Source organism: Clostridium sp. Marseille-P299 (genome assembly GCF_900078195.1).
Lineage (GTDB): Bacteria > Bacillota > Clostridia > Lachnospirales > Lachnospiraceae > Lachnoclostridium.
This window is the reverse complement of record NZ_FJVE01000007.1, coordinates 694817-709888: the sequence shown is the minus strand read 5'-3', so window position 1 is coordinate 709888 and position 15072 is coordinate 694817. Positions and strand designations below refer to the sequence as shown.

Annotated in this window: 17 protein-coding genes; 4 read left to right on the top strand and 13 right to left on the bottom strand. The window is 31.9% G+C overall.

Annotated elements, in window-relative coordinates; translation table 11 throughout:
* Positions 1–47: 47 nt before the first annotated feature.
* On the bottom strand, positions 48–1007 hold the full coding sequence (locus BN4220_RS11295; RefSeq protein ID WP_066716142.1) for a putative ABC transporter permease: 960 nt from the start codon (positions 1005–1007) through the stop codon (positions 48–50).
* Positions 1008–1210: 203 nt separating this feature from the next.
* Between BN4220_RS11295 and BN4220_RS11290 the strand changes: the two genes are divergently transcribed.
* Positions 1211–2407, top strand: a complete 1197-nt coding sequence (locus tag BN4220_RS11290) for a ribonuclease H-like domain-containing protein (protein ID WP_066716140.1) — start codon at positions 1211–1213, stop codon at positions 2405–2407.
* A gap of 150 nt (positions 2408–2557) precedes the next feature.
* Here the strand turns inward: BN4220_RS11290 and rpmF are convergent, their stop codons facing one another.
* From rpmF to pta, 4 genes are all read right to left on the bottom strand, one after another.
* A complete protein-coding gene (gene rpmF, locus BN4220_RS11285; protein ID WP_066716138.1) occupies positions 2558–2743 on the bottom strand; it encodes a 50S ribosomal protein L32 in 186 nt (61 codons plus the stop codon).
* A gap of 3 nt (positions 2744–2746) precedes the next feature.
* A complete protein-coding gene (locus BN4220_RS11280; protein ID WP_066716136.1) occupies positions 2747–3274 on the bottom strand; it encodes a YceD family protein in 528 nt (175 codons plus the stop codon).
* 171 nt (positions 3275–3445) lie between these two features.
* The gene (locus BN4220_RS11275; RefSeq protein ID WP_066716134.1) at positions 3446–4633 is read right to left on the bottom strand and encodes an acetate/propionate family kinase; all 1188 of its coding nucleotides are present in this window, start codon (positions 4631–4633) and stop codon (positions 3446–3448) included.
* A gap of 79 nt (positions 4634–4712) precedes the next feature.
* Positions 4713–5708 carry a phosphate acetyltransferase gene (gene pta / locus BN4220_RS11270; protein ID WP_066716132.1) on the bottom strand — a complete coding sequence of 332 codons (996 nt, stop codon included), beginning with the start codon at positions 5706–5708 and terminating at the stop codon, positions 4713–4715.
* Positions 5709–6102: 394 nt separating this feature from the next.
* On the opposite strand from pta, the gene BN4220_RS11265 reads away from it, so the two are divergent.
* The gene (locus tag BN4220_RS11265) at positions 6103–7413 is read left to right on the top strand and encodes a nucleotidyltransferase (protein ID WP_066716131.1); all 1311 of its coding nucleotides are present in this window, start codon (positions 6103–6105) and stop codon (positions 7411–7413) included.
* A gap of 85 nt (positions 7414–7498) precedes the next feature.
* Positions 7499–8473 (top strand): hypothetical protein, encoded by a 975-nt coding sequence (locus BN4220_RS11260; protein ID WP_148401731.1) that lies wholly within the window; start codon positions 7499–7501, stop codon positions 8471–8473.
* 30 nt (positions 8474–8503) lie between these two features.
* Here BN4220_RS11260 and BN4220_RS11255 read toward each other — a convergent pair whose 3' ends face one another.
* The 6 genes from BN4220_RS11255 to BN4220_RS11230 all read right to left on the bottom strand — a co-directional run bounded on the left by BN4220_RS11255 (position 8504) and on the right by BN4220_RS11230 (position 12323).
* Positions 8504–9166 carry an ATPase gene (locus BN4220_RS11255; protein ID WP_066716128.1) on the bottom strand — a complete coding sequence of 221 codons (663 nt, stop codon included), beginning with the start codon at positions 9164–9166 and terminating at the stop codon, positions 8504–8506.
* A gap of 1 nt (position 9167) precedes the next feature.
* A complete protein-coding gene (gene coaD / locus BN4220_RS11250) occupies positions 9168–9659 on the bottom strand; it encodes a pantetheine-phosphate adenylyltransferase (protein WP_066716126.1) in 492 nt (163 codons plus the stop codon).
* 136 nt (positions 9660–9795) lie between these two features.
* Positions 9796–10359, bottom strand: coding sequence for a 16S rRNA (guanine(966)-N(2))-methyltransferase RsmD (gene rsmD, locus BN4220_RS11245; RefSeq protein ID WP_066716124.1), 564 nt, complete (start codon positions 10357–10359; stop codon positions 9796–9798).
* A gap of 295 nt (positions 10360–10654) precedes the next feature.
* Positions 10655–10867: an alpha/beta-type small acid-soluble spore protein gene (locus tag BN4220_RS11240; RefSeq protein ID WP_066716123.1), complete on the bottom strand. Its 213-nt coding sequence runs from the start codon at positions 10865–10867 to the stop codon at positions 10655–10657.
* A 122-nt stretch (positions 10868–10989) separates the two neighbouring features.
* Complete coding sequence (locus BN4220_RS11235) at positions 10990–11715, bottom strand: M48 family metallopeptidase (RefSeq protein WP_066716118.1); 726 nt, start codon at positions 11713–11715, stop codon at positions 10990–10992.
* Positions 11716–11888: 173 nt separating this feature from the next.
* Positions 11889–12323 carry a hypothetical protein gene (locus BN4220_RS11230; protein WP_066716117.1) on the bottom strand — a complete coding sequence of 145 codons (435 nt, stop codon included), beginning with the start codon at positions 12321–12323 and terminating at the stop codon, positions 11889–11891.
* Between the two features lie 291 nt (positions 12324–12614).
* Between BN4220_RS11230 and BN4220_RS11225 the strand changes: the two genes are divergently transcribed.
* Positions 12615–13055: a DUF523 domain-containing protein gene (locus BN4220_RS11225; protein WP_066716116.1), complete on the top strand. Its 441-nt coding sequence runs from the start codon at positions 12615–12617 to the stop codon at positions 13053–13055.
* Here the strand turns inward: BN4220_RS11225 and BN4220_RS11220 are convergent.
* Entirely contained in the window at positions 13047–14057 is a 1011-nt protein-coding gene (locus tag BN4220_RS11220) for an aromatic acid exporter family protein (RefSeq protein WP_066716114.1), read from the bottom strand. The two genes, BN4220_RS11225 and BN4220_RS11220, sit on opposite strands and share 9 nt — an antisense overlap.
* A gap of 274 nt (positions 14058–14331) precedes the next feature.
* On the bottom strand, positions 14332–15039 hold the full coding sequence (locus BN4220_RS11215; RefSeq protein ID WP_066716112.1) for a vitamin B12 dependent-methionine synthase activation domain-containing protein: 708 nt from the start codon (positions 15037–15039) through the stop codon (positions 14332–14334).
* Between the last annotated feature and the right edge of the window lie 33 nt (positions 15040–15072).

The following is a 15072-nucleotide window of genomic DNA, read 5'->3' as shown; positions in this document are numbered from 1 at the left end:
TATTAATTGTTAACCCTATAATATATTTCTTTGTTACTTATTCTTTATTACTTATTCTTTCTATCTTTTAATCTCTCCTTTAAGTCAGCAAATGCGCCTTCATGATGGCTCACTTTCATATTAGGGAAAGCTTTAAATAAACGTTTATAAATATTTCTTTGTAATTTATTATTGGTTTGCTTTTTATAAGCAGTCTTAAATTCTTTGATCTTGTCTTCTACTTCAACAAAAAGCTGTTTTTTCTCTGACATTTGTAAAGATAACTGTTTTTGCTTTTCTTGGAATCGTTCATAACTCTTATCTAAGGATTCACGAAATTCATTCAAAAATTCACGAACATGCGGATTACTTATCTTTCCTTTAATCTCTTCACGCTTTTCATACCATTTTAGTCCCATTGCATATTCATACAATTCTTCACGTAATTTCTCCATAACCTGTAGCTTGTGATTTAACTGTAATGTTGCTATAACTGTAACGGTAAGGTCACTTAAAAAAACTATCATCAATGCGAATAAAACTATATCCCCAACATTTCTTGGAATCTTATCTGTAAATTTCGTTACCGCCGGTTGAATTAAGTAAGCCATAACAACGGATAAAAAACCCCAAAATAAAGAAGGGATTAAGCTTATTCTCCCCTGAATATTAAACTTCCTATCACTATAATCCCACCATTTTGCATGGAATAATTTTTCCATAACCCAAGAAGTGACAAATTCAAGTACCGTTGCAGAAATCATACCTATAAAATACAATAATACAACATTCCTTGGCGTTACCGATTGTGTCAAAGTTACTGTATGGGTATTAAAAAATATAATATAAAAGAAAGTTGCGCCAAAGCCATAGATTGGAATGACTGGCCCATTTAAGAAACCACGATTAATCCAAGTTTTTTTGCAAAATGAAACATATAAACTTTCATAAATCCATCCAAAAAAACTGTAAATAAAAAAATTATAGAAGATATCAAAAACTTCTAATCCTAATATTGTTTTTCCCATCTTTTGTAATCACCACCTATATTTATTACACATATTATCACAATTAAGCAATCTTTACATTATAATCAAATTAAAAAATCATTACATTCTTTTTTATTGTTCTTTCGTTGGTTTTAAAACAATTCATTGAAGTTTTAGAATCATTTATGATAATATACTAATAGACGTACGCTTGCGATACTTGTAACAAAATGGAGGTACTTATGCAAATACACGAAAAAAAATTAAATTCGGTAATAGGATACCCTTTTGAACTTCAATATTCTCTTGATGATATACTTTTTTTTGATATAGAAACCACGGGATTATCATCTAAGATGTCATACCTCTATTTAATTGGTTGTGTTCATTATAAAAAAGGAGAACCTTATTTACTCCAATGGTTTGCTGATAGCATTGAAGACGAAAAAGAACTTCTAATTCAGTTTTTTACTTTTTTAGAAAATTATAAAGTTCTCATACACTATAATGGATCTGGTTTTGACATTCCTTATTTAACTGCAAAATGCAAACGTTACCAATTACGATATAACTTTGAGCATATAAAAAGCATCGATATCTATAAAGAACTTCATCCAATGAAAAAGTTTCTTCCTTTGGAAAGTCTGAAACAACGTAGTGTTGAAGAGTATCTTGGTATTAAAAGAGAAGATACCTTTACTGGCGGAGATTTAATTAGTGTTTATGGCAGATATGTTGGCATAAAACGCTATGAAACCTTAAACTCTTCAAGCGAAAAAATTTATGCCGTGCAAAATGAATCTGGTCTACCTAGTTTAGGTACTTCCTCTTCCGACGCATTGCTTTATGTACTGCTTTTACACAACGCAGAAGATTTGCAGGGATTGTTATGTATTTCATCAATGCTTGCTTATCGTGATTTTTTTCAAGGTCAAATAACGAATCTTAATTATGAATATACAAAGTATGGACTCTCTATTTTTTTTGAACTTAAGACAGCTATCCCAAAGAACTTAAATTTTAAAAAAACATTGGATACTTTTATACCTTCAATGAATTCTGAAAGTTTTGATTATGTAATAACCTGCAGTATAAAAGATAAGAACGGCACAATGTTTCTTCCGTTTTATGAAGGAGTATTAAAACATTTCTTTGCAAACTATAAAGACTACTATTATCTTCCTATGGAAGATACCGCGATCCATAAAAGCGTTGCCGAATATGTAGAAAAAGATTATCGAAAAAAAGCCACCAAAGAAACTTGTTATATAAAAAAGGAAGGTATATTTTTACCTCAAACTGAAAACATTTTTAAACCAGAGTTTCAATTCGAACATAAAGACAAAATATACTGGTTTGAATATACGTGTTTATCAGACGCATCGAATCTTTTAAATAATTATGCTAAAGTTATGCTTTCTTTAATTTTTTCAAAATAAAATGTTATTTTATTCCAATCTCTTACAAAAAGCATATCATACTACTATTAAAAGTGCAACCAAGCTTTTATAATTACAATATTTCAAAACACAAAAAAGAGCTGTATTAACAGCTCTTTACTTGCATATTTAATCTTCCAAGTGCTTGAATTATTCAGCAGTAGAAATGATTTCTTTCTTGTTGTAAGATCCACAAGCCTTACATACTCTATGTGGCATCATAAGTTCACCACATTTGCTGCATTTCACTAAGTTTGGAGCAGTCATTTTCCAGTTTGCTCTACGACTGTCTCTTCTTGCTTTGGAATGTTTATTCTTTGGACAAATAGCTCCCATTGATTACACCTCCTTAAAGTTGTTAAAAATATCTCGGATAACAGACATTCTTGGGTCTAGTTCTGTGCGGTCACATCCGCACTCTCCGTCATTTAGATTAGCGCCACAGACCTTGCAGAATCCCTTACAGTCATCTTTACACAGAACCTTCATTGGGAAACCAATCAAGACTTCTTCGCAAATAAGCCTATCTACATCTAACTCGTATCCGGTAATAAAAGTTGTTTCATCCAAATCCTCGGTACGTTGTTCTGTGGTTAGATTAAAGTCAATCTCTTTTGATGTATCGATATCAAAAGGAATGAGAACTGGCTTTAAGCATCTGTCACAAGGAACATACAAAGATAAGTTTGTCTTAGCGTCAATCAAAACTTTTCGATTGCCAAGATTCTTTATCGTTAATTGGACAGAATCTTTTTCGTGTACCTTATATGTGTTACCATTTAATTCGAATGTATCGAACTCTATAGGAACTGTCATCTTACGTACACCGTCATTTATATTCATGATTTCAGACAATTGAACTAGCATTTTTGACTCCTGTATTATAAACTACAAACTATCCATATCAAGGACTTTCGCGCAATGAATTACATGACACATAAATGTGCCTAGAAATTCACACTGTTTGTATTATACTCATTGATACTTCGTTTGTCAACGATTATTTACTATTGTAATAGGGATTTTTTCTAAAATATCCTATAATAATTCAACTGTTTCTCTACAAATAGCAAGTTCTTCGTTAGTAGGAACTACTAATACTTTTACTTTGCTATCTTCGCCAGAAATGATGATTTCTTTACCTCTTGTAGAGTTCTTTTCTTCATCTAATGTAACGCCCATATATCCTAATTGAGCACATACAGCTGCTCTAATGTTCTTATCATTTTCACCAAGACCTGCAGTAAATGCAATTGCATCTACACCGTTCATAGCTGCAATATAAGATCCAACATATTTAGCTACACGATATGCAAATACGCTAAGAGCTTCTTTTGCATGTTCATTTCCTTCGTTTGCTGCAGCTTCAAGATCTCTAAAGTCAGAAGATACACCAGACATACCTAATACACCGGATTTCTTATTTAAGATTTCCATGATATCATCAAGAGATTTGTTTTCTTTCTTAGCAATGAAATCAATGATCGCTGGATCGATATCACCACTTCTTGTACCCATGATAAGACCTTCAAGTGGAGTAAGACCCATACTTGTATCTACAGATTCACCGTTCTTTACTGCAGAGATACTAGCACCATTACCTAAGTGGCAAACGATCACTTTAGAATTATTTTTATCAAGTCCTGCTATTTCAATTGTACGACCAGATACATAGCTATGGCTTGTTCCGTGGAAACCATATCTTCTTACCTTATATTTGTCATAGTATTCAAATGGAATACCGTAAAGGTAAGCTTCTTTTGGCATTGTTTGATGGAATGCAGTATCAAAAACAGCTACCATAGGAACATTTGGCATGATGGATTTACAAGCATTGATTCCTACTAAGTTTGCTGGATTATGAAGTGGTGCTAAATCATTACACTCTTCAATTGCTTTTAAAACTTCATCGTTAATAACTACTGAATGAGCGAATTTTTCTCCACCATGAACAACTCTGTGACCAACTGCACCGATTTCATCAAGAGACTTAATAACACCATATGTCTCATTTGTAAGAGCAGCGATTACGTTTTTGATTGCTACTTCATGATTTGGTAATGCATCATCTAATACAACTTTTTCTCCACCAGCTGGTGTATGATTTAAACGACCATCAATACCAATTCTTTCACATAAACCAACAGCTAATGCTTTTTCTGTTTCGGAATCAATTAACTGGTATTTTAATGAGGAACTTCCACAGTTAATAACTAAAACTTTCATTGTTAATCTCCTTTTTTCTTCACTTCATCTATGTTTACTTTATAATTCACAAAGCAACTGGTTACAATTACTTTAGCAATTATTTTGCAGCTGCTTGAACTGCTGTAATAGCGATAACACCAACGATATCTTCAGCAGAACATCCTCTAGATAAATCGTTAACTGGTGCAGCGATACCTTGTGTAATAGGACCATAAGCTTCAGCTTTTGCTAATCTTTGAGCAATCTTGTAACCAATGTTACCTGCATCAAGGTCTGGGAATACTAATACGTTTGCTTTACCAGCAATTTCATTTCCAGGTGCTTTTGCAGCGCCAACGCTAGGAACGATTGCTGCGTCAAATTGGAATTCTCCATCTACTTTAAGAGTTGGATTTGCTTCTTTTGCGATTCTAGCAGCTTCAACTACTTTATCAACATCTGCGTGTTTTGCACTACCTTTTGTGGAGTGAGAAAGCATTGCTACGATTGGCTCTTTTTCAACTAATAATTCAAAGCTCTTAGCGGAAGATTCAGCAATCGCTGCAAGTTCTTCTGAATTTGGATTCTGAACTAATCCTGCATCAGAGAAGATGAAAGTGCCATTTGCACCATATTCACAATCTGGAACAACAATTACGAAGAAAGCGGAAACTAACTTAGTATTTGGTGCTGTTTTTAAAATCTGTAAACATGGTCTTAATGTATCAGCAGTTGAGTGGCATGCTCCAGATACTAATCCGTCTGCGTCTCCAGCTTTAACCATCATTACACCAAATGTAGTGTAATCTGTAGTTAAAAGTTCTTCTGCCTTTTCTGCTGTCATACCTTTTGCTTTTCTAAGTTCTACTAAAAGGTCGATATACTCTTGTAATTTTTCGTATTTTTTAGGATCAACAATGACAGCTTTAGAAATATCAAGGCCTTTGGAATTCTCCTTAACTACTTCTTCACTACCAATTAGGACAACATTTGCATTTCCCTCTTTAAGCGTTATTGCTGCCGCCTCGTAAGTTCTTCTGTCCTCTGTTTCTGGTAGTACAATTGTTTTAATATTTTTTCTTGCTCTGACTTTAATGTCATCGATAAAACCCATGGTAATACTCCTTTCGATATCTTGTGTATTCAATTTTTTGCGCTCTACTTACATTAATTTACATATAAGGTGAATTCCCTACATCAATTAATTTAAAGCAGGTCAAAACATACTGCTATTTATTATAATACTATCAAATGAAGTATACAAGAGGCAAATTTGTAAACGCTTACATTCTTTCAATTTCCCCTATTCTAGTCAGTATTTTTCTCATTTTTTTGTACTATTTTACTACTATTGCTCTTCTTTGGGTTAAATTTTTATTATATATAACTTTTATTAGTATTTCAAAATTCGAAGATAATAACCGAATTTTTCAAAAAATGATTCTCTGATTGTTGAATTCATATTTTTATGATAGGATAACATTATAAATAGGAAAGGAATTAGATAAATGAAGACAGTTGCAATTATTGTTGAATATAATCCGTTTCACAATGGCCACCTTTATCAAATCAACAAGGTAAAACAAGAAACAAATGCTGATTGTGTAATTGTTATTATGAGTGGTAATTATGTGCAACGTGGTACACCAGCGATTATAGATAAATATGCAAGAACAAAAATGGCTCTCTCAAATGGTGTGGATTTGGTTTTTGAGCTCCCTGTTTATTATGCTACTGCTAGTGCAGAATTGTTTGCACATGGTGCAGTTAACATATTAAATCGTCTAGGGATAGTCGATTATCTTTGCTTTGGTAGCGAATGCGGTGATATCTCATTGCTAGATAAAATAGCGTCCGTACTATTAGAGGAACCTGATAATTTTAAATTATATTTAAAGACATATCTTAAAAATGGTCTATCCTTTCCAGTTGCAAGAAAACAAGCCCTCATTGATTTTTTAGGAAAGGATCAAAGGATTGAACAGGTTTTAGATGAACCAAATAATATTTTAGGGATTGAGTATATAAAAGCTCTAAAAAAATTAAATTCCTCCATCGAACCAGTCACGATTCTAAGGCATGGTTCTGGTTATCATGATCCTAATCTTAATAATCCTTTTTGTTCTGCTACTGCACTAAGAAACTATTATGAGGCATTAGCACAAAATAATGATTTTCTTACGGAATATCAAGATTCGCTTTCAACTAAAATTGATAAAAAGATGCTTTCTATTGATACCTTTGTTCCAAGCACTACAAAGGAATGTCTAGAAAACTCCTATCATAAGACGTTTCCTATTACAGTGGATGATTTTACTTCCCTACTTTATTATCAATTGACGCAAGAAACCAGTGAATCTTTACAAAGCTATCTTGACGTAAATGAAGATCTTTCTAATCGTATTTTAAATGAAATAAATTATCACACGAAATTTACTGATTTAATTGAGCTAATAAAAACAAAACAATTCACTTACACAAGGATTTCACGAACCTTACTTCATATACTCCTTCAAATTAAAACGGAACTCATGAGTACGTTTCTTTTATCTCCTGATAGTGCGTATGCAAGATTGCTTGGCTTTCAAACATCCGCTAGCACACATTTAAAACAAATTAAAAAGAATGGTCTTATCCCAGTGATAACAAAAGTAGCAGATGCAGATAAATTATTATCTCCAATTGCAATGCAATGCTTTCAAGCCGATTTAAAAGCAACACATTTGTATAACCAGATTGTGTTTTCCAAATTTAATACTGTATTGCCAAATGAATTCAAAGCAGGACCTATAATTTATCAAGGAAATAAATCATTGTAAAAGTAAATCATGAATTCTTGCATAGATTAGACAATCCATCATAAATTATACAAATACTATGTGAAGGTTTTGTATGGCAAAGACAATGAAAACATTTATTTCTAAAAATAAATTAATAAAAATTGCTCTTTTATTATTTTTAGTTTTAATGCTAGTACGTCCCATTGAAACATTAGCGGGGGCAACATCGGGGTTATTATTGTGGTTTGAAGCTGTATTACCTAATTTATTGCCCTTTATTATAATTTCTGGACTTATCATACGATTACAAATTACCAGACCCATTGGTGCCTTGTTTTATCCCTTCTTAAAGCACATATTACCTGTTACAAAGGAAGGTTGCTATCCAATTTTTATAGGTTTTTTATCCGGGCTTCCTGTAGGTGCTAAAACAAGTGCAGATATGGTGGAATCAAAACGCATTTCTTTAAAAGAAGGTCAATTCTTAGCCAGTATGTGTAATAATGCAAGTCCCATGTTTATTTTAGGATACATTGCAATGACTAAAATAGGTTATCCAAAAATAGGCGCATTCCTTTGTATTATAATTTATACTTCCTCTATTATTAGCACAAAAATATGTTATCACTTTTATAAAGATAAAATAACAAGTCCAACAGAGTCCTGTCTGGAGACACATGGCCCACAAAGCTATACAACAATTAAAAACAATACCTTGTGTCTAGAGATTGTAGATGAAGCTATTTTAAGTGGTTTTGAGGTAGTCACTAAAGTCGGAGGATATATTATTCTATTTTCTGTACTTGCAAGCATTGTTGAGTCTTTTGGTTTTCTATCCTTATTTTCTGCTTCCATCTTAACTGGAATATTAGAAATTACCGTTGGTATTCATAATATTAGTTATTTAGCCATAGATTTGGGATTAAAAATAGTCCTTATTACAACGATAACAGCTTTTGGCGGTTTATCAGGTCTTGCACAAACCAAAAGTGTTATAGGGGTAACAGGACTATCGATTAAATTCTATTTTATTACAAAAATACTCTGTGCTTTTATTGCGTTTATCCTTAGTAGTATTTATGTAATGTTTTTTATTTAACTTGTATGGGTTTTTGAATAATAGAATGCTTTAATCATCAATATCTTCTAGAAAAGTATTCTCATCAAAGTCAAACTCTTCCTCATTATACTCTCTTGGTCCTTCTTCTAACTCTTCTGGTTCTATGGAGTTCATATTATTAGAAGGACTTAGAGATTCTGTAAGCTCTTTTTTATTATTCACTACAATATCTAAATTGTTCTTTAATGTAGAAACTAAAGCTTCTGTCTTACTTCTTGTTTCATCATAAGCACCAGTTAAAACACGTTCTACTTCAGATAAAATTTCATTCGCATAAGCGAGCGCGCCAGCACGAATTTGGTTCGCATCTTCATTGGCACTTCTAAGCATAGCTTCCGCTTGTGCATTCGCACTACTTACCATCTCATTCGCTTGATAGTATGCTTGCTGCATAATTTCATTTTCATTTACAAGGGTTTTTGCCTTTTCCTTTGCTTCTGCTTGAATTGATGCTGCTTTTTCTTCAGCATCTGCAATGATAGCATCCCTGTTTGCGATTATCTTTTGATAACGTTTAATCTCATCAGGGGTACGTAATCTTAATTCATCAAGCAAATCATATAACTCATCCTTTGGAACTATTACCTTTGTCTGCGACAATGGTTGCATCTTACAACTTTCTACGAATTCATAGATATCTTCTATTAGCTGTTCTATTCGATTAGCTCCCATATTAATCGTTCCTCCTCAATTTATATTTGTCATATACATAATCTACAATTGCTTCTGGAACCAATTGTGTGATATCACCATTGTAACTAGCTATCTCTTTCACGATACTTGAGCTTAAATAAGAATACGCGTCGCTCGTCGTTAAGAAAATTGTATCAATTGCAGGATATAACTTATGATTGATCTGTGCTACTTGTAATTCGTATTCGAAATCAGAAACAGCACGTAGACCGCGTACGATAACAGAAGCATTTCTTTGCTTTGCAAAATCTACTGTTAAACCTTTAAATGCTTCTACTCTTACGTTTGGTATATCAGAAACTACCATTTCTATTAATTTTACTCTTTCTTCGGCAGAAAATAAAGGTACTTTTGTACTATTTATCAACACACCAATGATTAATTCATCCATTAGTTTGGCCGAACGTCTTATTACGTCTAAATGACCAAGGGTAATTGGATCAAAACTACCTGGATATATCCCAATTTTCATATTACCTCCATGTTCATTTAAGTCATACCTATTATTTTATCTCAATAAATATTGTTCCATAAATGATTTATTCTATTAAAATGATTGCATGTGTGTTTAATTATATTTTTACTTATATTTTTACTTATATTTTTTCTTATATTTCTTCTTTTAATTCAATAAATACATGCTTATTTGTCTTATATACTTTTTCACGATAAACTTGAAATCGACTATTTTCTAAATAATCAAAACTAGTATCTAAAGAAGCCTCAACTACTATAATCGTATCACGAGATACAATAGTTGAATGTTCCAAATATTCTAGCACTTCTTGCTCTAGGGCTTGATTATATGGGGGATCCATAAATATAATATCAAAAGCTCGTCCCTCTTTTTCCATAGAACGAATCACAGATAAGGCATCTTGCTGATATACTTTTGCATTTTCTTCGAAATGCGTTGCTTTAAGATTTGATTTAATACACTCTATGGCAATTCGATTAATCTCTGAAAATACGGCTAATTTAGCCCCCCGACTAATTGCTTCTATACCAATGGCACCACTCCCGCTAAATAAATCCAAAAAGTTGCAATCTGGCAAATAGCCATTCAAAATATTGAACAGAGTTTCCTTGGTACGATCTGTTGTAGGTCTAGTATCAAACCCTTCTGGCGTTTTAAGCAATGTTCTTCTTGCTTTTCCAGCGATTACTCTCATTTTTTTACCTCTTAAACTTCATTTACTATTTACATAGAACATATGTAATAGCAGTCATAAAAGCTCATAATACCGCAAAATACATATATACTCCTATTTTATTATATAATTGTGTTTTGTCAACTGAAATTTATATGAAATTGACTGCTAAAACATTGGAAATCTGCTTATTTCATCTATTTTTGCTTCTCAACAAAATAATGAACAGAACATGCCAAGTAATTTCTACGTAAAATAAAAATGAAGCGTACAACTAGTGTACGCTCCATAATTTGTTCCTAAGTTTTGTATTCGATTACTGACCAGATCCTGTACCAGCCATTTTTTCTTCTTGTGCTTTAATCATTTTCTTAACCATATAACCACCAACACTACCGTTTTGGTATGAAGTTAAGTTTCCGTTATATCCGTTAGTTAATGGAACACCTAGTTCAGATGCAACTTCCATTTTAAAACGGTTTAATGCTTCTTTAGCCTCTGGAACTTCTACTCTGTTTCTGCTACTCATAATAAACTCCTCCATTTCTAATGCTGACTAACTAGTTATTTTTAATGTATTTGTCAGCAAATGTTGATGTTTGTTACGCTCTTAGTATGTGCAGTGATTTGAAATATACACTGGGAAGTTTTTCAATAGTTAAGAAATCTACCCTTTTCTTTTAACCAGTCTCTTCTTTGCTTATAATCAGGTAAAATGCTCTTCACTAAGTTCCAAAAATGCTCTGAGTGATCAAAATATTTTAGATGACATAACTCATGAACAACTACATAATCAAGGATTTCTGGTGGTGCAAGGATGCATCTTAAATTAAAGTTTAAATTCCCTTTTGAAGAACAACTACCAAAGCAACCTTTTTGTTCCTTGATTCTTATGGTGCCATAGCGAACATTTAATTGTTTTTCATAAAAGGATACTCTTTCATGAAATGCAATTCTTGCCTGTTCTCTATACCATTTACGAAGTGCTTCTCTTTTTTCTTCATAATCAAAATGATTATCATAGATATAAAAAGCATCTCCATTAAATCTTATCTTAGGTATTTTACATGTTATATCTTCTATTATATGAAGTGGATATAAAGATCCTTTAAATAATAAGTTACTACCGTCTTCATAGCTTAAATAATCCAAACGATTCATTGTCTCATTTTGTTTTAAAATTTCATTTCTTTTTTTAATGATCCAATCCTGCTTTTTATTTAATATTTCCCCTATCCTAGTTTCTGAAATCTGATATGGTACATGAATTACAATTTCTCCATTTTGTAAAACAGCAATACTAATGGTTTTACGTTTGCTTTTTACAATACTATATGTAATTTTCTCGTTTTTATCTGTGATAAAATTTTTTTTCACCGCTTTTACCCCTTTCTTTTTATAAAGTGATAAAATTCGTTTAACTTTTATCCATGATAGAGTTTTGTAGTGGCTAAAAAGCCACTAACTCTAACTTGATTGTACCAAAAAACAAGAAAATGTCAAAGTTTTATCGAAATAGAATATTTTTAATTCTATAATAAAGTATTTAATTATAGAAATTTTCTAAGGTCATCCATAAATCTTTGTTCTGTCTTTACCAGTTTATCCGCAATGTCTTGGCAATCTTGTGACGCTTCTTTGTATTCATTAATATACTCACTCACCGATTGAATCCCCATATTACAGCCGTCCATCATTAATTTTGCAATTTCATGTTCCGAATTATCTAGCGCAAGTTTTACTCCCGTTGATAAATTTGCAAAAAGTTTTGTTACAGTACTTGGCTCTTTTGCTTCTTCATCATATTTTAAAAGCATTTGGTCTAATTTTCCGCCAATTTCTGTATGGGCTTTTTTATAATCTTCTAGTAAGCTTTTTAACTCATTATTTTCTGTTGCAGCTAGTACATGTTCTATACTTCCTATTGCAGTTTTAGTACCAGTGCTACACTCCTTAAGTAATTGAATGGAATCTTCTTTATTCATATCTTACCAAGCCTTTCTTTGCTAATCTTACCTTTTGCAATCATTTCTTTTGCCTATTATTTTTTACTACCACTTCATTTAGCTTCCTTCTTAATCTTGTGAAAAAAACATGGTTTTTATTCGTTTTCATTGCATTTTGTATAACTTTGATTTAACCTTAAGGTAATATATTTAAAAATAATAGTTGTAAGAATCGTTAAAAAATAAAAATTAATTTTACACGCAAGCTTGTGTTTGCGAATCACAAGCTTGCTAAATACAAAAAAAGAGCGAAAAAAGTGGAGGATAAAAATGAATATTTTAGTAAGTGCATGTCTACTGGGTGTACCTTGCCGATATGATGGACAAAGTAAGATCAATGAATCTATATATAAATTAAATGAGCATCATACGTTAATCCCTATCTGCCCAGAACAACTTGGAGGACTTTCAACTCCAAGAGACTCATCGGAACGTGTCGGTGATAAGATAATAACAAATAATTCTAAAGATGTAAGCGATGCATTTTATCTTGGAGCAAAACAAGCTTTATATATTGCACAAACATGCCACTGTAAGATTGCTATTTTAAAAGAGAAAAGCCCATCCTGTGGAAACAAGATGATTTATGACGGAACTTTTTCTGGTCATCTTATTCCTGGAATGGGCGTCTGCGCTGAACTTCTTATGAAGCATGGTATCAAAGTATATGGTGAATCCGAATTAGACTTACTAGCAAAAGAGTTACTCTGATTGTTTCCAATAAATCGCTTTTTGCCTTTCGGTTAAAGAATTTGCAAAATTATTTTTAATCTTTAAAAAGTATTCAAAATCATGAAAGATTTGAAATAATACAGCACGACTCTCAAACTCCTGTCTTGTAACAGGTAATGCTTGTTTTTTGAAATTATTTCGAAGAACATTTACCTCATAAAGCAATCTTGTGGCATTGTTATATTCATGATAGGAGTCTGATATATGCTGTATAAATGTAACGATCTCATAGGCCTGACTTGGTACTTCACCTAGTCGATGAATATGGTGATGTATATCCTTTAATAACATACATTGATTTTTTCTCATTTCCATATAATTCAAATAATAAATTGTATCCGAATCAAAAGAATTATTTAATACTTGTTTTGCAAGTGTTATTGCATCTTCAATTTCACGAATAAGTGGCTTGAAAATTTCTTCTTCTTGCTCTGGTATTTCAACCACAATTTCTTCTGCTAGATGAAGTAATACTTGCTTCATTTTTTCATCAATGCCTTGTTGTTTTTCCCTATAATCTTTTATCTTCTTTGGTATAAATAAATTAATTACTACTCCAATACTTGCACCAATCAGTAGTAAATATACTTCATTTAAAATTATATCTACATTCACCGCTCCTTGTCCCAAAATATGAGTGATTAAAACTGCATTGGAAGTTATGCCAACCTCTAAACCAAATAAGTTACATAGCATAACAAAAAATAATAAAAATACACCGTAGATAACTGTATAAAAACCTAGTTGTAAAAACAAGAAAGATGCCAAACCCATTGCAATAACAAATGACGCAATTCGTTTGATGGATACTTGTATCGTTTCCTTCTTCGTCGTTTGTATTGTAAGTAAGGTTATAATCCCTGCTGATGTTGCATATTCAAGATTAAAATATTTAGCGATTAGTACTGCAATTGTACTTCCTATTGCTACTTTTAAAAAATGTAAGTAATTTAATCTCCTTAAATTATTCCAGTGATACAAGCTTACCTCCTAACTGTTTATTAAACATTTTTTTATTATTGCTAATTCTTAAAAAGAGCTAAAAGATTTTTTCCATTGATTCTATACTTTTTATTTACAATAGTTGAACCTTTACATTCATTCTATTCTTTTTATTTACTATAGTTAAACCTTTACATTCGTTCTATTCTTTCTATTTACAATAGTTAAACCTTTACATTCGTTCTATTCTTTTTATTTACAATAGCTTAAAACCTCTTATTTTATCCAATTTTTTTATAGAAAAAGGCTGTATTTACAGCCTTTTTCTAAACATACAACGGTCATTCATAGAACATGTTTCACAACTATTTCTTCCGCATGTCTTCCTATGTAATTCTTTTTGTTTTTCTTGTCCTAAATTATTGCCTTTCCTTTTTAAACCAATAAATCCTGATACTGATTTTAATGGTATTAATATACTGGAATTATTTGCACTTACGCCAATTTCCTCTTTTGCATGAATTAAAGTAAGAAAATCCTTTTGCAATGATAAAGGTAAATCTCCATATCCAATACCAAATTGCCAATTAATTTCATACTCCTGATATTCTTCTGCTAACGACTTCTCTAAATCCATGCGAACTTCTTCAATTGCAGCATTGGCTAAACTATCTAATAACAAGGAATGTAACATATCATGTTTTTGAGTTTCATCAATTAATACATCAACACCTTCAGATAAGGTTGCACAGCCAAGGGCTACTAATTCGCAATCTGCTAAATGATCCTTTATGGCACTACCTTCTAACACTAATTGATGTTCCCCTACATACCAGTTTTCTCCCTCTCTTAATATAGGAAATACTCGGTACATATATTTTGGTTGCATCGCTTTTATAATAGCATCCTTACAAATCTCTAATTCTTCTTGTATATTTTCATCCGGCTTATCATTTCCATAACCAAGATAACGAATTGCTTCACTCATATTAATACAATCACTTGGGTTCATCTGTTTCATAAGTTCCTCCATGCTGCTTCCATCCAGTTCATC